This window comes from Halochromatium glycolicum, assembly GCF_016584085.1.
Lineage (GTDB): Bacteria > Pseudomonadota > Gammaproteobacteria > Chromatiales > Chromatiaceae > Lamprobacter > Lamprobacter glycolicus.
The window spans coordinates 1-18,444 of sequence record NZ_NRSJ01000067.1; the positions used below are offsets into that span (position 1 = coordinate 1).

The window sequence follows — 18,444 nt, forward strand, 5'->3', positions numbered from 1 at the left end:
AGCTCGCTTTTGGCTTCCTGAAACGCGCGCTCGACCCAATAGCGCTGCGCCTGGCGATAGGCAAACCGCTCAATGGGTGTGGTGATGGCATCGTCGTTGCTCAACGAGTATTTGAGGGCGTTGTCCGTGAGCCGGCGACTGATCACCAGGGTGCGTTGGGTTGGGGTCTCGGCCTCGCCGTCCCAGAGCCAGACGCGCCGCACATGCATCTCCAGCTTGAGCGGGCCTTTGGTGCCATCGCGCACGGTAACGCTCTGCCACTGGCAGGGCAGCAGTTGCTGGGCGTAGGCATCGACGCGCAGCGCCTCGACGTCGGCGCGCCGTTTCGTCGGCGCCGCCCCGCGTGTTGAGGTGCGCTCCGGCACCTGCAACTGGGGCTTGAAGGGATAGATCTGCTGATCGCAGTGGACGTCGAGCAGGAAGCTTAACCCCATCTCGTCCAGCGCCTGGCCGAGTTCCAGTCCATGACCGTAGAGTCCATCTCCCCCGACCCAGTCAAACTCAACGCCCGCCTCGAGATCGGCTTGGACCATCTCGCGGGCGAGTTCAAGCTTGGTCTTGAAGGTACGCTGATCGGTGGGAATGCCCACCTTCTCGCAGCGCGCGGGGTCATCGGTCCAGGTCTCGGGCAGAAATAGCCGGGCGTTGATCAGGGTGCTGTGGGTGTTCCACACCAAACTGGCATACACCCCGACCTGGCAGTTCTCCACCTTGCCGATGACGCCGGCATATTGGCGGGCGACGCCGACAGACTGTTTGCCTTTCTTGAGATGCGCCGATTCATCGAGGATATAGCCGACGTCCCGGCGCTGATAGGTCGGCTGGCTGGCGTAGAATTCGGAGGTCTTCACCGCAAGATCACTGATCAACGCACTGGCCGACCAAGGGGAGTCGGAAATGAACTGCTGCAGGCGCTGTTGGCCATCACCCGATAAATCCAACTCTTCGTTCATCCGTTCCATGTTGCGCCACTTCGCTTCAGTCTTAAACAGACCCCGGATATACGCCTCGCCGAGATCATGGTGATCTGCCGTCGCTACCTGAAAGTGGTGGTGGTATTCTTCAATGTGAAAGGCGAGATTGTTTTTCAGTGAGCGCAAGGGGTCTTGCCGCGCAAGGCTTTTCGGTTTGACCATCAAGCATCCAGATTCTATTTCGCACGTACACTTCGTAAAATGATAACAATATCAATCGCATAGCGCAAGGTAACAAAGTAGTATTACAATTCCAGCTTAAGGCCGGTGAAGCCTTCGAGGCGAAGACCGATGACGCGTTGCTGACAAGGGCAAGCGCGCAATAGAGTCTGATCAGACTTTTCGGCCATTGCATAACGGATACGCAGAATCAGTGGCGGATATGACTGACTGATGATAACCAGTGATCCGCAAAGGGTCTAGCTTGCAAACGCAACGACGAAGCTCGATCAGTGATGATCGAGGATCGATAGGATCAGTGGGCTAGCACATCAGGACGATCGACTCAGCCTCAAAGCTCTGCCAACCTATTGGTGTTCCTCCGCTGATTTTCTGGCTACACCTGGAGCAAAGAGATGGCAAGATCCGTTAATCCTCTCTATCCGGTATTCATCGCCGGCCTCATCTGGTCGGCCCAGTCCCTGTGGGCCGCTGATGATATCCGGGAAATTCAGATGCGTCGGCTGCTTCAGCCGACTGACGCAGAGCTAGCGCAAGAGCGCAAGGGACGCATCTATATCTATGAGTCTTTGACTCATCAGGATATCGAGCAGGCCATGGATGACGAGTTTGAGCGGGTCGAATCGATGATGTTCATCCGCGTTCCAAAAACGGATGAATCAGGAGATGTGATCAAGGACAAGGAGACCGGAGAGGTGGTCATCGAGGACGACGGCTGTTAGACATGCTATCGAAATGCCTGTCTAGCTTTCAGACTTTGTCCATCTTTAGGCTACCGAACGCGTTTTATCAGTGCTTCTGAGTGAGGGGACCCCGGAACCGGAACAGCGATGTCTCGGTTCCGGGTGACCTCGCGCTTGAGCGCTATCGCTCCGCCGGCACCAGGTCTCGGTAGGCGTGCCAGGTCGCATGACCCACCAGCGGCATCGCGATGGCGAGCCCGACATAGAAGGTGGCCAGGCCGACGCCGATGAAGAGCACGATCAGCAGCGCCCAGAGCATCATCGGCGCCCAGTTCTGGGTCACGGCCTTGACGCTGGTACGGATCGCGGTAAACCCATCGACCTTGCGGTCCATCAGCATCGGCACCGAGATTGCGCTGATCGCATAGGCGAGCCAGGCCAGCAGGAACCCAACCGAGATGCTGGCAAAGGCGAAGGCATTGTTATTGCCGGACAGGAAGACGGTGCTGAAGAAGTTCTCCAGCGGCGGGTGAATCCCCGTATACAAGAGGGCAAACAGCACGAAATTCGACATCATCCAAAGCTGCATGATGATCAATAGACCAGCGGTGATGACGCCAAGCTGGGCTTGATTGCGCCGCCAGGCCTCGAGCGCGCTACAGAACTTGATCGGTTCCTGCCTCTCGAGATGAGCGCTCATCTGATAAAGGCCCAAACCGATGATCGGCGCCAGCAGATAGAAGCCAGCGGCCAGAAAGGGAACGATGAAGAACAGCCCTTCTCCCATCAGACCGAGGGTGATGAGTCCGCTGATCAGCACGATCACTGCCCCATAGGTGAGGCTGAAGCGGCGGGCTGCGAGCATGTCATGCCAGCCCTTCTCGATCCATTCCCAAGGTTGGGCAAGACTGATCTGATTGACAACGAGCGCGTCTTGGCGGATATCGCCGGCGACAGTCGAATGCTCCATTCCAAGATCCTCCGAATGTAATAAGGTCGGTGGTTGCAAGCCTGGGCTCAGGTCCGGCTCCGCACGCCCCCTGACCCAGAGACCGAGATGTCGGGTCAAGGGCCTGCTACGCAGGTGCCGGGTCGTCTTCGTGGGGATCAAGCCCGATGGCAGGCTCTTGATGGCGGCCTGCGTTATTGTGTTGCCGAAGACTGTAATGCCGATTTGGATGCGCTGTTCGGCGCGCCAGTCATTGGGCCCGCAGTTGCGCCGAGACGTGATGATCTGGCCCTGCAGGTCTGTTGCGACGACTGGCCGTCTTAATTTGAGCCACGAACTGACAAAACGCAAGGATTTTTCTCGGCCTGTCTGGTGACCGCCGCCGGTAGCGCGGGCGTTTATGCCGATTGATCGGGACGGGACGCGGGCATATCTCTCTGCCGAATACATCCCGCCGTCTTGTGAGAGCTACCCTGAGTCGAGGTCGTCATGGAATTGAAGTGTCCCTTTGCATCGCCAATCACCAGCGGTCGGGCGGCCTGCAGCAACGCGCGCGAGGTCGTTCGTCGCGGCGGCTCCGAATATGACTGCGCGGTCGCTTCAGCGCATGCGCTCTGCAGCGAGGTTCATGGTCGGCTCAAGGCCGTCGGGTTGAAGGCGTTCGAGGTCGACGATGACCTGACCAGCATGCCGCATAGCGTGTTGGTCAAGATCCAGGGCGGCGGGTTGGCTGGTCTTCAGCGGCTCCTTGGAGCTGAAACCGGGGCGGATGGCGTCGTCATCGATGATGTGCGGGCGTTAGTCGAGCGCGCGCTCACCGAGCATGATGGTCTCGAAGGCGTCCCGTTCGATCAGCTCGCCGACGACATGACCGGGTACCGTCTCGAGCGCCGAACGCGGCGCCGGCGCTGACCGATTTCGCTCGGGTAGGCCGACAGCATGCGCCGCACCGTTGACGTCTGGAACCGGCACTTGCGACAGGTTCTCGTGATTGCCTGTGCAGCGGTCCTCGCGACGAGTCTCTTCGCACCGGCGCAGTCCGTGGGCGCCGAACGGTCGTCGGCCGGCTCGCCGACCGCCGCCACGCCAAGCGTGTCCGCTCCGGTCACGGTCAGTCGCGTCGAAACCGAGCATCTGGTCGCTCGGCTGATCGCCGAGTCTGCGGCGGTCGTACCGGGTGGAAACGTCGAATTGGCGCTGGTATTCGATATCCGGCCCGGCTGGCATACCTACTGGCGGAATCCGGGTGATTCCGGTGAACCCCCCAAGATCGACTGGCAGCTTCCCGCCGGGGTTCGGGCCGGTCCGATTCGTTGGCCCTATCCGGAGCTGATTCGGGTCGGTCCGCTTGCCAATTACGGTTACTCGGGTCGTGCGGTGCATCTGGTGCGCCTGTCGGTTGCCGAGGATTGGCCGCTCGGTGAGCCGATCGAACTGCTGGCCGATGCGACCTGGCTCGTCTGCGAGGAGCACTGCATCCCCGAGGAAGGCCGTTTCCACCTGCGGCTCATGGTGTCTGCGGCAGGGGATGCCAGCGCAGGTCCGCAGGGCACAGACGATGAAAAGCGCTTGAGACGCGCGCGGCTGTTCGCCGATGCGCGCGCCGCAATGCCGGCCGCCGGGCGTATCGCTGCCCGTCTCGAGCGTCAGGATCAAAGGCTGCGCTTACGGGTGCCCGCTGCTGCGCTGCCACCCGAGCCGACCTCGGTGCGCTTCTTTGCCGGGCACTGGGGCTTGATCGAGCATGCGGCGCCTCAGTCCTGGCAGCTGCAGGACGGCCAATTGGAGATGGACTTGGCCTCGGGCGCAGCGGCCGATGCGACCCCTCCGACCGGCCTGCTGGTGGTCGACGCGAGAAACGGCACGCGCGCGCTTCAGATCGATGCCACGGCGAACGTCTTGTCCGGGGCGCCATCCGGGGTTTCTGAGCCGATGCCCGAGCAGACCCTCGCAATGCAGGGTCAGCGCTCGGGTCCGGCGCGCGGGGCTGCTGAGCCGCTGGGGCTGCCCGTCGCGCTGGTGTTCGCCCTGGTCGGCGGCCTGGTGCTCAATCTGATGCCTTGCGTATTTCCGGTCCTCGCGATCAAGGCGCTCGCGTTGGCTCAACAGGGCGAGATGGCGCTCCGGCAGCGCGCGCTGCACGGGGCCGCTTATACCGCCGGTGTGCTCACGCTGTTCGGCTGCATCGCGCTTGTGCTGCTCGCCCTGCGTGCTGGTGGTGCGGCGCTGGGCTGGGGCTTCCAGCTGCAGTCGCCGGTCTTCGTCGTGCTGATGGGCTATCTCTTCCTGACGCTCGGTCTCGGTCTAAGCGGTGCGGTGACGCTTGGGATCGGACTGACTCGAGTTGGCGGCTCCAGTCCGCAGCATGGCCACCTCGGCGCGTTCGCGACGGGTGCGCTGGCAGCCTTGGTCGCGGCGCCCTGTACCGCCCCCTTTATGGGCGCGGCCGTTGGTTATGCGGTCGTACAGCCCTGGCCTGTCGCATTGACCGTGGTCCTGACGCTCGGGCTTGGGATGGCACTGCCGTTGGCCGCGCTGATGCTCAGTCCCGCGCTTGCCCGACAGCTGCCGAGGCCGGGACCCTGGATGGAGCATCTGAAGCAATTCCTCGCCTTTCCGATGTTCGCGACCGCAGCCTGGCTGCTGTGGGTGCTGAGCCAACAAGCAGGCTCAGCCGGCGTCGGTGCTGCGCTGGCCGGGGCCGTGCTGCTCGCGCTGGGGCTCAGGCTGCTGGAGCTCACGCGTGCCTGGGCAGTGCGTTGGCGCTGGCTCGGACGAGGGGGATTCGCTGCCTCGCTGGCGGTCGCGCTCTGGCTGGCGGTCGGGTTGGCGGCTATTGAGGGCGGTGCGTCCAATCGGACCGACACTGTCGAGAACCCTCAGCAGGCGGGTCTTGCGGCCGAGCCCTTCTCTGCGAAGCGGCTCGGAGCAGCGCGCGCAGCCGAGCGGCCGGTATTCGTCAACATGACTGCGGCCTGGTGCATTACCTGCCTCGTCAACGAGCGCGTCGCGCTGACTCGTCCTGCTGTGGTCTCGGCCTTTACCGAACGGGATATGCTCTATCTCAAGGGCGACTGGACCAACCGCGACGCGGCGATCACCGAGTATCTGGCCGGGTATGGCCGTAACGGTGTTCCACTGTACGTCTATTACCCCGCGCGTGGTGAGCCAAGGGTCTTGCCCCAGGTGCTCAGCGAATCGGTCGTGCTCGATGCCCTGCAACAATGATCTCAAGCTGTCCAAGTACAGCCCCTGAGCGACCGGACTCCAACCCACCCCAGACGCAATCCAGCCGGAGAACGCCATGACAAGACTGACAATCCTTGCAAGCAAGCTGTTATCGGTCAGGAACGCGGGCACGTGGCTCGTGGCCCTGATCCTGATCGCGACGAGTGCGCCGACCCTGGCGAAGCCAGAGGTCGGTGCGCCGGCGCCCGATTTTTCTGGCGTCGATTCCGAGGGTCAGACCTGGACGCTGGATGAGCTCGAAGGCCAGCGGGTCATCCTCGAGTGGACCAATCACGACTGTCCCTATGTTCAGAAGCACTACCAGACGGGCAATATGCAGGCATTGCAGCGGGAGGCGATCGCCGCTGGCTATCTCTGGCTGTCGGTGATCTCCTCGGCTCCGGGGAAGCAGGGGCATGTGGGCGCTGAGAAGGCCAATGAGCTGACCGAGACGAGGAATGCCGCGCCGACTGCGGTGCTGTTGGACGCCGAGGGTACGATCGGCCGGGCCTATGGAGCCCGCACGACACCGCATCTGTTCGTCATCGATGAGGACGGGACCCTGGTCTACATGGGCGGAATCGATGATCGGCCGACGAGCGATCCGGCCGACGTGGCCGGGGCAGAGAACTACGTTCGCGCGGCGATGGCCGAGCTTGCCGCTGGCGGATCGGTGAGCCGGCCCGTCACCCGGCCCTACGGCTGTTCGGTCAAGTACTGAAGCACCCTGGCGGCCGTCCGGCTGCGGTTTCTAGGCTGAGCCCTTTACGCAAAATCGACGTCGGCGTTTGGGCCGCCCGTGCTCGTCAGCCAGGTCCGGTTGGAAGACCAACAGGATGCCCATCCGGCTTTGAAAATCCGCAGCTTGCTTCGGCGGGCAGGGTATTTCGATCGGGTCGCTTTGTTCGTCGCGGCCGGCTGGCCGGCCGCTGGGAGACTGAGCGCGGCCCTGCAGCGGCGGGCTATCAGACCAAGGCCGGCCCGGCCTCGGCGCCGCTCTGCGAACGCCGGGTTTCCCTCCGGAGGGCCGCCTTGACCCGTTCGAAGCGCGCGTCGAGTGCGCTCGAGCGGGCCGCTGGACAGGCGAGGTACCAGTCCTTCAGCAATGGCGTCACGTCATCGCCGGTGTCGGCGTCGCCATCGGTCATGCGGTCGCGCAGGCGCTCGACCTGGCGCTGCATCCGGGCTTCCTGTAACGGCGCCGGAGACTCCACCTGGGCCATGATTTCGAGGTCCAGGCACAGCGTTTCGCGCTGCTTCAGGCCTTCCTTGAGCCGTGCGGCCAGTGATCGGCGCTGCTCCGGCTCGGCGCAGGCGGCGAGGATGGTGGCGAACCGCTCGCCGATCGCTGCGGCCAACTCAGGGTCTTCGATCGCGGGCAGTGCGTCCCAGCCGCGCTGCAGGGCGTCGCAGGTGTCGGCGTTCGCGGATTCGGTGTCTGCAATGAGCTCATGCGCTGAGGCGTCGCAGTAGTCGGCGCAGCGCGCGAGACGCTCGAGCCCGGCCCAGCGCTCGCCCTCGCGCTGCATCGCCAGCCGCGCACGCGCAGCCGCGAGTGCTTCGCGCCAGCGCTGATTCAACGACGCCTGTGCCTGACGCGGTACTGGCAGTGCTTCAGTGTCCTGCCAGCGCGTCTTGAGCGCACTGATCCGCCGCTCCAGCCCGGCCGAGGACGCCTCGTCGCCCGATTCCGCGAGTGCCAGCAGGTCGCGGCAGATCGCCTCACGGCTCTCCTGATTGGCACGCAGCGTGGCGCCCCGCGCCTCGTACTCGGCGCTGCGTCGGGCGAAGACGGCGTCGCTCGCGCTCCGGAACTGCTGCCAGAGCGCGTTCTCGTCGCGATGCCGCGCCGGCACCGTGGTATGCCATCGTTGCTGCAGCTGCTTGGCTGTATCCACCGCACGCCGCAGATCGGGCTCGTCCGCCAGTGCGCGCATCTGGTCGATCAGGTCATGCTTCTCGGCCTGATTGCGCTCGCGCTCCTCGGCGAGCGAGCGCTCGAGGCGCCGCAATGCGCGTCGGAAACGGCCTTCGATGGCGCGATCGCGTGTCCCATGGCGATCGGCGCCGGGCGCAGCGAGCAGGCTGCTCCAGGCTTGGCGCATCTCGCGCGCGGCCCGGTGCAGCTTCTTCCAATCCACGCGTTCCCAGTCCACCTTGTCGAGGAAGTCTTCGAGCTTTGCGGCGAGTGCCTCGCGCTGCTTGCGATTCTCGCTGCGTAACGCCGCCTGTGCATCGAGGAAAGGCTTGCAGCGCGCCCGGATCTGGTCGGCCGCAGCGCGGAAGCGCTGCCAAAGCGCCTCGTCCGCCGGTGCCCCCTGGCGGTCGAGCTTCTGCCATTGGTCCTTGAGCTCTTGCAGGCGGTTGATGCTCGGCTCGTCGGCGTGCTGCTCGTCGGCGGCGAGGGCCTCGATCTCGGCACAGAGCATCGCGCGGTGCTCGTCGGTGCTCCAGCGGCGCCAGTGACGGAGCTCGCGCAGCTGGGGGGCGATGGCCTTGAGGCGGTTGTTTGCCTCGGCGCTCATCTCGCGGCCGGCGTGGGCGCTGTGGGCCTGCTCGAGCGTGGCGCTGATGCTTTGGTACAGTGGATCGGCCTTTTTCAGCTCGCCAGCCTGAAGATGCGCTTCGAGCTCGTCGAGGCGCTCCGGTAGGGCGTTCAGCTTGCGCTCGAGCTGCCTCTGCTGCCGCTCCAGGCGCCGTGTCAGGCTGGCGAGCAGCTGATCGATTTCCTTCAATCGGGCGTCGGGGGCGGGGTGCGACGCCGAGCCGTCGGCGCTGCTTGCGGGCTCGGGGCGTGCCTGCTGTGCCGATTCGGGCAGCGTCTCGCGGCGCTTGCGCAGTGCCTCCAGACGGCGTCGATCCGGTGCCCCACCGTGATCGGCCAGCTCGCGGAGGTCGGTCAACAGCCTTGCGACCGCTTGCTCCTGTTCGCGCCGTGCCTCAAGCCGTCTGCGCTCGGCGATGAGCTGCTGCTCGGCGGCCTGGTAGGCCTGCTCGAGCTCAAACTCGGCATCGGCGCGGGCATCGGCCGGCCCGATCTGCTGCCAGGCGCTGCTCAGCCGGCTCGCCTCCTGATCGAATGCCTCGAGATCGAGGTCCGGCGCGCGCTCGCCGAGCTGCTGCATCTGCGTGATCAGGACCTTGCGCTGCTCAGCCGCCCGCGCCCTGGCTTCCTGCTCGGCGAGCTGGGCCGCGTGTGCGTGCCGATAGGCCTCGTAGCCGTCGATGAACCGTTGACGCAAGGACGCGAAACGGTCGCGGAGACGGTCGTCGATATCCGGCTCGATCTCGCGCCATTGCTGCTCGAGGTGCTCGAGCACGGCGCGATCCTGCAGCCAGTTATCGAACCGTCCGAGCCGCCCGAGCCGTTCGCACAAGGCCTCGCCGAGCTCGCGGGCGCGTCTCGGGCGCTCCTCCTGCTCGGCGAGCTGTTTGACGCGATCGCGCGCGAGGCGGTAGACGCGCTTGTCGCGCTTGCCGATCGTCTTGACGATGCGCTCCAGCGCCGCACGGTGATGGACGCGCTCGGCCGCGGCAAGCCGGTTGGCGGCGACCTCGTCCGCCGTCGCGCAGCTTGCGAGCACCTCGGGGTCATCGAGTCGGGCGATGGCGGCGAGCCGCAGCGGGGCGTCGCTGGCCTGCAGCGCGGCGTGGGCGAACAGGGCCTGGTCGCCGGAGCGCTCGAGCGCCGACAAGCGCGCCTCCAGCGCGGGCGCGGCCGCATCCAGACCACATAGCAGCCGGCGATAGCGGGCCTCGGCCAGCTCGCGCACACCGGCATCGCCGTCGCCATCGGCCAAGCTGCGGAGTTGTTGCAGGTCGTTCAGCTTGCGACAGGCATCGCGACGAACGCTGACCTCGGGGCTCTCGAGTGCGCTCGCGATCTGGTCCTGCGGGTCGACAGGAGTCGGGTTGTCAAGGCGGCGGCCGAACAGACGTTTGAGCAACATGGGCAGCGTAAAAACGTGACAGCACAATGACCACCCATTGTATACCGCGTATCAGTTCGAACGCGGATCGCCGACGAACGGATTGGTCCGGCGCTCCTGGCCGAAGGTACCGGTCGGACCATGGCCGGGTATGAAGCGGACATCATCACCGAGCGGGAAGAGTCGGTCGCGGATCGACCTCAGCAACGCGGAGTGATCGCCGCGCGGAAAGTCGGTGCGCCCAATTGCGCCGCGGAACAGCACATCGCCGACCTGAGCCAGGCGCGCATCGCGGTCGAAGAAGACCAGGTGTCCCGGGGTGTGGCCTGGACAGTGCAGGACCTCGAGGGTGCGCCGCCCCAGCCTGATCAGCTCGCCGTCATCGAGCCAGCGGTCGGGGCTGAACGCTGGCTGCTCGGGAAAGCCGAACAGCTGGGCCTGTTGCGGCAGGGCATCGAGCCAGAAGGCGTCGGCCCGATGGGGACCGATGATGGGCACTCCGAGCTGCCGGGCGATCTCGGGCGCGGCGCCGACGTGGTCGAGATGGCCGTGTGTCAATAGGACCATCTGCGGTGCTGCGTCGAGCGCGCGGATGGCCTCGAGGAGCCGCTCGGGCTCACCGCCGGGGTCGACGATCGCCAGCGCGCTGCTCTCGGGGCAGGTGAGCAGGGTGCAGTTCTGCTCGAATGCAGTGACTGGGATGATCTCGAAGCGCATCAGTGGGGGTCCTCGGGGGCGTCTTGACGGGGATCGGCCGGGACGTCAGTGGCCTTTCCACGGCGCTGAAGCAGAACGGTGCGGGTCCCGGCGAGTCGGTCGTACCAGGTCTGCCGGTCAGGATCGAACAGCATCCACCAGAGCCCAAGGCCAAGGGGCGCGAGTGTCAAGATCGCGAAGCCGATCCGGCGCAGCGCATCGCCCAGCTCGAGTGCCGTGCCGTCCTCGCGCAGCAGCAGCAGCCGCCAGGTGCGCATTGCCAGGCTTTGGCGGCCGTTGGTCCAGAAATAGAGGTAGTACCCAAGGATCACGGCCAGCAGGAAGAGTTGAAAGGCCAGACGAGCCAATCCCTGGGTTAGGTCTGCGCCAGTCAGGCCCTGAACCGCGACCGTATAGAGGGACGCCGCGACGAACAGGACAGCCGCGACCAGCAGGAGATCGTAGAGGATGGCGGCCAGCCGACGGAGCAGGCTGGGTGCGCGGGCATGAGCAATATCGGCCATGTGGGGGGTCGCGTTCTGTCACGGATAACCTGAGAAGTCTATCAGTCATGATCGCCTCGCCTGCACAAGCCGCTGATTGCAGTGGCGGCAGGACATCATGCTGTTAGGTTTTCCCGGTGCCAGGTTGGGGCAGCGGGCTGCCTTCATGTCACCTTACCCAGTCTGTCACCGCGCTGGCCAGCGCCACGGCACGGTCGCGTCGGATCACTGATCGGATAGACTGTTCGCTCCTGATAAAACACGGCCCTGTAAGTAGGTCAAAACAAGGGATCGCCTATTGAAACTCCCTCGGCTCAGCGTCAAACCGACCCTCTTTCACCTCCTGCGCCGTCTGCCGATGCCGGTGATCGCGATCCTGATCGGCCTGGTCGCCGGGCTTGCGGTCTGGGTCGTGCTCGATCAGGTGCAGAGCCGGGCCGTCGAGCGCATCTTTGGCCGCGAGCTCTCGATGCGTCTCGACCTGCGCGCCCGTGAGAGTCTGATCCGTTTCGATCAGTACATGACCAATTACGCGGCAACGACTCGGCTGCTGGCCAACCACCGCCGTCTTGCCCAGTACCTGGAGCCGCTGTTCTGGTTCCCTGGCGAGGAGGTTGACCCGATCGTCTACGACGAGTTTCGCCCATTCTGGCTGCCGGACTTCTTCGGCCGCAATGCCTTGTTGGCGCCGAGTCACGTCCTACTGGTCGATTCCCGTGGGCAGGTGCGAGAGGTCTACCAGGCCGGCGATGCGCCATTGCCGCCGGAGCTTCAGGGCAATGTCGCCCAGTGGCTCGGTGCCGGTGATGATATGCAGACGGTGCTCGCGCGGTTTGGCGATCGGCCTTATCTCGTTGTCAGCGATCAGGTCGAGGATGCCGGCGGCTACACCATGGGCAGCCTACTGGTCGTGGTCCCGGTGGACGCCGACTTTCTGACCGCGTCCGAGGGGAGCTTTTCGGCCGATCGTTCGGCGGTGGCGCTGGTCGATGCGGACGAGCAGCGTATCCTGGCCAGCAACGAGCCGCAGCGGTTGATGCCTGGCACCGCGTTGAGCGAGTGGACCGATACCTATCTGGTGACCTCGCAGTCGCTGCCGGCCTATGAAGGCTCGAACTGGAACATGCTGTTCACGACCTTCATCCCGCAGCAGATCGTCGCCAAGATGTCGGGCAAGGTGGTCGACTTCGAGCGCAATCAACGCCTGATCGCGGCACTGGTGTTCATCGCCGTGTTCACCTTGGTGATCTATCTGGTCTCGGCGCGGCTCAACAAGGTCCTCAAGCGAATGACCCGCTTCTCGCAACGGGCGCTCGGGATCGAGCAGCCGGGGTTTCAGCGCGGCGGTAATCAGCTGGTGCTGCTCGAGGAATGGATGCAGCATTTCACCTCGCTCGTGCTGCGGGCGCGCGAAGAGATGCGACGTAAGCACGAGCATGAGATGCGCGAGACCGAGGCGCTCAAGGCCGCGATCATGGAGGCATCCTTGGACTCGATCGTGACGCTGAATCGGGCCGGGTCGGTGATCGACTACAACCCGACTGCCGAACGGACCCTGGGGTTCGATCGGCAAACGATCATTGGAACGGATTTCGTGCGCGCCCATGTCTCGCCTACTCATCGAGCCATCTTCGTCGGCCTGCTGCAAGAGTCGAACCGGCGTGGAAACCTTGGCGAGCGGCCGCATGCTCGCACGGAGCTGGAGGCGATCCGGGCAGATGGGCAGGTGTTCCCGATCGAGGTCTCGATCGTGCCGATCGAGCTCGACAACGAGCGCGTCTACACGCTCTATATCCACGACATCACCAAGCGCAAGGAGACCGAGCGGGAGATCAAGGGGTTGGCGCGGTTCGCGAGCGAGAGCCCGAGCCCGATCCTGCGGGTCAACGGCGCGGCGCGCATCGTCTATGCGAACGCGGCCAGTCAGCCGCTGATCGCGGCCTGGCAGACCAGGCTGGGCGGCCCACTGCCGGAGCGCTGGTGCGGGCAGGTCCGACGTGCGCTTCAGGACGGGGGCACCTACGAGGAGGATGATGATCTCGGTGCGACGATCTATTCGTTGCTGTTCGTCCCGATCCAGGAGCTCGGTTACGTCAATATCTACGCCCGGGACATCACCGCGGTGCGGCGGGCGGAACAGGAGTCGCGTCAGCATCAGGCCGAGCTGGTCCATGTCTGCCGGCTCAGTACCATGGGCGAGGTCGCGACCGGCATGGCGCATGAGCTGAACCAGCCACTGTCGGCGATCGTCAACTATGCGAACGGGGCCAGCCGGCGGCTCAAGAGCGGTAGCGGTGACAACGAGACCCTGGTCGACGCGATGACCCATATCTCGGGCCAGGCGCGCCGCGCCGGTGAGATCATCAAGCGCCTGCGGGCGTTGGTCGGGAAGCAGCAGCCGATCCGCTCGGTGGTCGATCTGAACTACTTGGTGCGCGAGGTCTGTGGCTTTGTCGAGTTCGAGACCGCGAAGCTCGAGATGCAGATCGAGCAACGCCTCTGGGCCGAGCCGATCCCGGTCGATGTGGATCTGGTCCAGATCGAGCAGGTGTTGCTGAACCTGGTGCGTAATGCGCTCGACGCGCTCGAGGAATGCCCTGTGGGCGGGCGCTCGCTGGTGATCAGTACGCGGCGCACCGACGGACGGGCGATGGTGGGCGTGCGCGACAATGGACCAGGCATCCCGGCCGAGCGAATGGATCAGTTGTTCGATCCATTCTTCACGACCAAAGAGAGCGGAATGGGCATGGGACTTCCAATCAGTTTGACCATCCTTGAAGACCATCAGGGCACGATCCGCGCCGAATCCGAGCTCGGTGTCGGGACCCTGTTCCACGTCGAGCTGCCGGTTGCGGTCTCCGAAGCAGTGGCTGGGCAGCAAGGTGCCCCTGAAGCGCAGCCAGTCACCGCAGAGGCTCCAGTGCGCACCGAACGGCGAATGGCCGAGGGGATGCACGGATGAGCCGGGACGAGACGGTCTTTGTCGTCGATGACGATCAGGCCATGCGCGGGTCGCTGAAGTGGCTGATCGAATCCGTTGGCATGCGGGTCGAGACCTTCGACTCGGCACCGGCCTTCCTCGATGCCTACTACCCAGGCCGTGCGGGCTGCCTGCTGCTGGACGTGCGAATGCCCGGGATGAGCGGTCTGGAACTGCAGGATTATCTCGGCCGCCGCGAGCTCCGGATTCCGGTCATCATCATTACCGGCCATGGCGATGTCGCGATGGCGGTGAAGGCGATGAAGGCCGGCGCCGTCGACTTCATCGAGAAACCGTTCGACGATGAGCAACTGCTCAACAGCATCCGTAAGGCGCTGCAGTTCGACGAGCAGCAACGCAGGTTGCGCGCACGCAAGGCCGATATCGCTGCGCGCCTTGCGGAGCTGACCCCGCGCGAGCACGAGGTGATGGCGATGGTGACAGACGGAAAATCGAACAAGGAGATCGCCGCGGCGCTCAACGTCAGTGCCAAGACGGTCGAGGTCCATCGGGCCCGGGTCATGGACAAGATGCGCGCGGACTCGCTCGCCGAGCTGGTGCGGTTGGCGCTGATCGCCGGTGGCGAGTGAGCAAGGTCCAGCCATGCCGTGACGGGCGCACGAGCTGCCTTTCCCTCAATCACCTGCCGATGCCGAGGCCAATGATCGCGGCTGCTCTTGGAGGCCTGAGCCTGCATGGCGCGGTGGCACCCCGGACGATAAATCCCACGTGATGCACGGTAACAGGATGGCGTCTGCGGGCAGCGGATTCAGGGGCTTGCGCAAGTCAAAACCGATCATTCGGCTTGTGAAGCGAGCGCGAGCCGGCAGCCCGATATCGGAAATGGGCGTGCGGGGATTCGTTCGCGCCCCCTTCGCGCCGCGACGCAACCTACCAGCAGGGTGCGGCCAAGCTCGACATCACCCCCATCGCATCCCATGGGGTCGGCATCGGCATGCCCGTCCAGGGGCCGCCGGCCTTCAGCCGGATGACGTATTCGGCCCATTGCAGGGGCCGCGGGAGATAGCCAACCTGAGCTGCGGTGCGATGTAGCTCCCCGACGAACGCGACATCGCAGGGCGTGTCGGAGCCGGGCAGGGCGGTGCAGAGATCATGGCGCATGCAAGCGGCATCGAAGGCGTCGACGGGCGGTGGCCAGCCGCGGCTTGGGTGATCGATGCCGCACCAGTTGCCATAGAGCGGCATGCACTTGAAGGCCGCGGCATTGCCGGCCGCCAGCAGCAACAGGCCGCCGGCCAGCCAGGTCGATGAGCGGATGAGAACGGGTTGACGTGCCATTTGGGGTACCTCACTCGGAATCGTCTGCGCTGAGCGGTCATGGGGCAAGACGGTTGCACTCGGCCGCGCGAACGGACGCTGCGGTCAAGGCCCGACCAACGGGGCAGACAGCAGCGCTCGCTTGAGCCATGCCAGTGGTGCATTGTGTTGGTGCTGGTGGCGGTCTCGAGTCGGTCCTCACCGGGTCATGTCGGTTACTCGCCATTCGCCATCCGCGAACGTCAGGATCACAAAGGTCGGTGCTTCGCCCAGCTTTCCGAGACGCACGACGAACCGGTCCCAGGATTCGAAGAAGGCGAAGTCGACCGCGGCGATCAGGTTCCTCTCCTGCGGCCCGGTCGCGCGCGCGATGGCATTGAGCAGCATGTCGCGCACCCACTCGAGCGTAATCGCTTGGTCAAGCGCCGCGTCACCGAGCTGTTTGAGATTGTCGGTGAGCCAGCGCAGCACCTTGTCGGCCTCGCTGTCGCCTTCCGGGGCAAAGGCGCCGACCTGCTCGCTGATCCGCCCTTTGTAATGGGTGCGAACCTCGGTGAGGTCGATCAAGGGCGCCAGCGCCTCAGTGTCATCGGCGTTGAGTGCGCGGTTCAGCTGGAACAGGCTGTAATAGGGCCAGAGGCCGTAGCCAACGAGCGCCAACAGGATGAGGAGTCCGGCCAAGCGAGCCATCGATCACGGGTGTCCAGCGGCCAAGCGGTGCGGCCATTCTACAACGTCGACCAGGCCGGTTATCATCAGTCATGGTTTGCATCGGCACGCCCTTCGTGGCCACCTGTCCCCATGACTGATCCCGCGACCACCGGCCTGGAGCACTATCTCGTTGGCGGCGCTGTCCGTGACCGCTTGCTCGGCCTGCCAGTCGATGAGCGCGACTATGTCGTCGTCGGTGTCGACGCCGACGACATGCGGCGGCGGGGGTTTCTGTCGGTCGGCAAGGATTTCCCGGTCTTCCTGCACCCAGAGACCAAGGAGGAATACGCCCTTGCTCGGACCGAGCGCAAGACCGGGCCCGGCTACCACGGCTTCGTCTTTCACGCCGAGCCGGGTGTCACGCTCGAGCAGGATCTCGCGCGCCGCGACCTGACCATCAACGCGCTGGCCGAAACACCGGATGGCGAGGTGGTCGATCCTTATGGTGGGCTGATCGACCTCGAGCAGCGCCGGTTACGACATGTGTCCGCGGCATTCGGTGAGGACCCGGTCAGGATCCTGCGTACGGCCCGCTTCGCAGCACGGCTGCATGGACAGGGCTTCCAGGTTGCTGACGAGACCCGGGGACTGATGCGCGCGATGGTCGCCAATGGCGAGGTCGATGCGCTGGTGCCGGAGCGCGTCTGGCAGGAGCTGGTCAAGGCGCTTGGTGATGGTCGTCCCGGTGCGCGACCCTCGGTGTTCTTCGAGGTGCTGCGCGATTGCGGTGCGCTCCAAAGACTGCTTCCCGAGCTGGATCGGTTGTGGGGGGTGCCGCAGCCGCCGAAATGGCACCCCGAGGTCGACACGGGCGTGCACGTCATGATGGTGATCGATCAGGCCGCCCAGCTCTCGCCGAGCCCCGAGGTGCGGTTCGCCGCACTCTGCCACGATCTCGGCAAGGGGACGACGCCGACCGCGATCCTGCCGAGCCATCACGGCCACGAAGAGCGCGGCGTCGAGCTGCTCGAGGGGCTTTGTGCGCGGCTACGGGTGCCGAAACGCTTTTGCGAGCTCGCCCGGCTCACGGCACGGTACCATGGCAAGGTGCACAAGGTGGACGAGCTCAGGGCCGCGACGATTCAGGACCTCTTCGATGGCGTCGACCTGTTCCGCCGACCGGAACGATTCGATGAGATGCTGCTGGCCTGCGAGGCCGACTTCCGCGGTCGCACCGGCTACGAGGAACGCCCCTATCCGCAGGCCGAGCTGCTGCGCCACCTGGCGAGCGCCGCGTGCTCGGTGGATGCCGGCGCGATCGCGCGTGCCTGCGAGGACCGAGCGCAGATCCCAGAGCGGTTGCGCTCGGCCCGGATCAGCGCGATCCGCACAGCCCGGAAGCGCTGATGGCCAACTTTCGAGCACATCTCACCGGCGGCGCCCTGGTTGCCGGCACGGCGGCGTTTGCGAGCTACGGGGAGGGGTTGAGCAGCAGCGCCGAGACGCAGGCGTTGTTCGCGATCGGGACCGCTGCGAGTCTATTGCCTGACATCGACGCCGATGACTCGAAGCCGGCCCGTGGCGTCTTCAATCTGGCCGGCCTGGTCGGGGGCTTTCTGGTCGCATTCGCGCTTGCGGAGCATATCGGACTGATCGAGCAGGTCATCGTCTGGCTTGCCGTCGCCGGCTTGATCGCGTTCCCGGTCCGCTGGGCCTTTGCGAAGCTGACCGTGCATCGCGGCATCTGGCATTCGCTACTGATGGCGGTAGCAGTGGCGTTGGCCGTCACGGTCGCGGCCGATACCCTGCTTGGGCTAGCGCCGCTTGCCGCGTGGCTGGCGGGAGGTTTCGTGCTGCTTGGCTACCTGACTCATCTGTTGCTGGACGAGATCGCGAGTGTCGACCTGCTCGATCGCCGCGTCAAACGCTCGTTCGGCACCGCGCTGAAGCCGCTCAGTCTGCGTGCTTGGCCCTGGTCCCTTGCATTGATCGGCCTCACCGTGGTCCTGGCTGGGCTGACGCCGAATCCCGAACCCGTATTGGCTGCGATCGAGCGGTTCGGCGTCGCGGCCGATCCGCTTCTGGCGTACTGGCCGCGATGGTGATCGCTGCGCCCTTAGGCGATTTCTGTCAAAGCTCATACCGCCTTGCTGGTCTTTTCGCTCGCCTTCTTCGTCGCGCCGCCGGTCACATAGCCCGGCTATGCTCCCGGCGACGCTCCTCGAAGGCAAACGAAAGTCCTGCGCAATTCGGTACGAGCTTTTCCTTGCGCCAGGCAAAGCCTGGAAGAGGGGGATGATCGCGAAATGATTTGAGTGATCGGAAACCTCTTATTGTGACCCGCCGGGTGAAAGTCCCGAACCGGAAAGGACTGGCCATCCACCGGAACCGAG

At 64.7% G+C, this 18,444-nt stretch carries 15 protein-coding genes; 8 read left to right on the forward strand and 7 right to left on the reverse strand.

Going from position 1 to position 18,444, the window contains the following annotated elements; translation table 11 throughout:
* A partial coding sequence (locus tag CKO40_RS22135; protein ID WP_200348627.1) for an IS701 family transposase occupies positions 1-1,136 on the reverse strand: 1,136 nt, incomplete at its 3' end.
* 413 nt (positions 1,137-1,549) lie between these two features.
* Between CKO40_RS22135 and CKO40_RS22140 the strand changes: the two genes are divergently transcribed.
* A complete protein-coding gene (locus CKO40_RS22140; protein WP_200348628.1) occupies positions 1,550-1,876 on the forward strand; it encodes a hypothetical protein in 327 nt (108 codons plus the stop codon).
* 142 nt (positions 1,877-2,018) lie between these two features.
* Here CKO40_RS22140 and CKO40_RS22145 read toward each other — a convergent pair whose 3' ends face one another.
* Positions 2,019-2,807 (reverse strand): DUF2189 domain-containing protein, encoded by a 789-nt coding sequence (locus tag CKO40_RS22145; protein WP_200348629.1) that lies wholly within the window; start codon positions 2,805-2,807, stop codon positions 2,019-2,021.
* Positions 2,808-3,275: 468 nt separating this feature from the next.
* Here CKO40_RS22145 and CKO40_RS22150 point away from each other — a divergent pair, with 468 nt between their 5' ends.
* From CKO40_RS22150 to CKO40_RS22160, 3 genes are all read left to right on the forward strand, one after another.
* Entirely contained in the window at positions 3,276-3,698 is a 423-nt protein-coding gene (locus CKO40_RS22150) for a hypothetical protein (protein ID WP_200348630.1), read from the forward strand.
* A 27-nt stretch (positions 3,699-3,725) separates the two neighbouring features.
* Entirely contained in the window at positions 3,726-6,014 is a 2,289-nt protein-coding gene (locus CKO40_RS22155) for a protein-disulfide reductase DsbD family protein (protein WP_200348631.1), read from the forward strand.
* A gap of 76 nt (positions 6,015-6,090) precedes the next feature.
* A complete protein-coding gene (locus tag CKO40_RS22160; RefSeq protein WP_200348632.1) occupies positions 6,091-6,735 on the forward strand; it encodes a thioredoxin family protein in 645 nt (214 codons plus the stop codon).
* 244 nt (positions 6,736-6,979) lie between these two features.
* Here CKO40_RS22160 and CKO40_RS22165 read toward each other — a convergent pair whose 3' ends face one another.
* Genes CKO40_RS22165 through CKO40_RS22175 form a run of 3 tightly spaced genes read right to left on the reverse strand, consistent with a single transcriptional unit; the run spans position 6,980 to position 11,163 of the window.
* Positions 6,980-9,964: a DUF349 domain-containing protein gene (locus tag CKO40_RS22165; RefSeq protein ID WP_200348633.1), complete on the reverse strand. Its 2,985-nt coding sequence runs from the start codon at positions 9,962-9,964 to the stop codon at positions 6,980-6,982.
* Positions 9,965-10,015: 51 nt separating this feature from the next.
* The gene (locus CKO40_RS22170; protein WP_200348634.1) at positions 10,016-10,660 is read right to left on the reverse strand and encodes an MBL fold metallo-hydrolase; all 645 of its coding nucleotides are present in this window, start codon (positions 10,658-10,660) and stop codon (positions 10,016-10,018) included.
* Entirely contained in the window at positions 10,660-11,163 is a 504-nt protein-coding gene (locus CKO40_RS22175; RefSeq protein ID WP_200348635.1) for an RDD family protein, read from the reverse strand. The genes CKO40_RS22170 and CKO40_RS22175 overlap by 1 nt, the downstream gene beginning before the upstream one ends.
* Positions 11,164-11,440: 277 nt before the next feature.
* Between CKO40_RS22175 and CKO40_RS22180 the strand changes: the two genes are divergently transcribed.
* Complete coding sequence (locus CKO40_RS22180) at positions 11,441-14,104, forward strand: PAS domain-containing sensor histidine kinase (RefSeq protein WP_338074245.1); 2,664 nt, start codon at positions 11,441-11,443, stop codon at positions 14,102-14,104.
* The gene (gene fixJ, locus CKO40_RS22185) at positions 14,101-14,712 is read left to right on the forward strand and encodes a response regulator FixJ (protein WP_200348636.1); all 612 of its coding nucleotides are present in this window, start codon (positions 14,101-14,103) and stop codon (positions 14,710-14,712) included. Before CKO40_RS22180 ends, fixJ begins: the two co-directional genes overlap by 4 nt.
* A gap of 301 nt (positions 14,713-15,013) precedes the next feature.
* On the opposite strand, the gene CKO40_RS22190 is transcribed toward fixJ, so the two are convergent.
* The gene (locus CKO40_RS22190) at positions 15,014-15,421 is read right to left on the reverse strand and encodes a phospholipase A2 family protein (RefSeq protein WP_200348637.1); all 408 of its coding nucleotides are present in this window, start codon (positions 15,419-15,421) and stop codon (positions 15,014-15,016) included.
* Positions 15,422-15,598: 177 nt separating this feature from the next.
* A complete protein-coding gene (locus CKO40_RS22195) occupies positions 15,599-16,090 on the reverse strand; it encodes a DUF2939 domain-containing protein (RefSeq protein ID WP_200348638.1) in 492 nt (163 codons plus the stop codon).
* Positions 16,091-16,201: 111 nt separating this feature from the next.
* Between CKO40_RS22195 and CKO40_RS22200 the strand changes: the two genes are divergently transcribed.
* Positions 16,202-17,458 (forward strand): multifunctional CCA addition/repair protein, encoded by a 1,257-nt coding sequence (locus CKO40_RS22200; protein ID WP_276570849.1) that lies wholly within the window; start codon positions 16,202-16,204, stop codon positions 17,456-17,458.
* On the forward strand, positions 17,458-18,156 hold the full coding sequence (locus CKO40_RS22205) for a metal-dependent hydrolase (RefSeq protein ID WP_200348639.1): 699 nt from the start codon (positions 17,458-17,460) through the stop codon (positions 18,154-18,156). Before CKO40_RS22200 ends, CKO40_RS22205 begins: the two co-directional genes overlap by 1 nt.
* Positions 18,157-18,444: the final 288 nt, after the last annotated feature.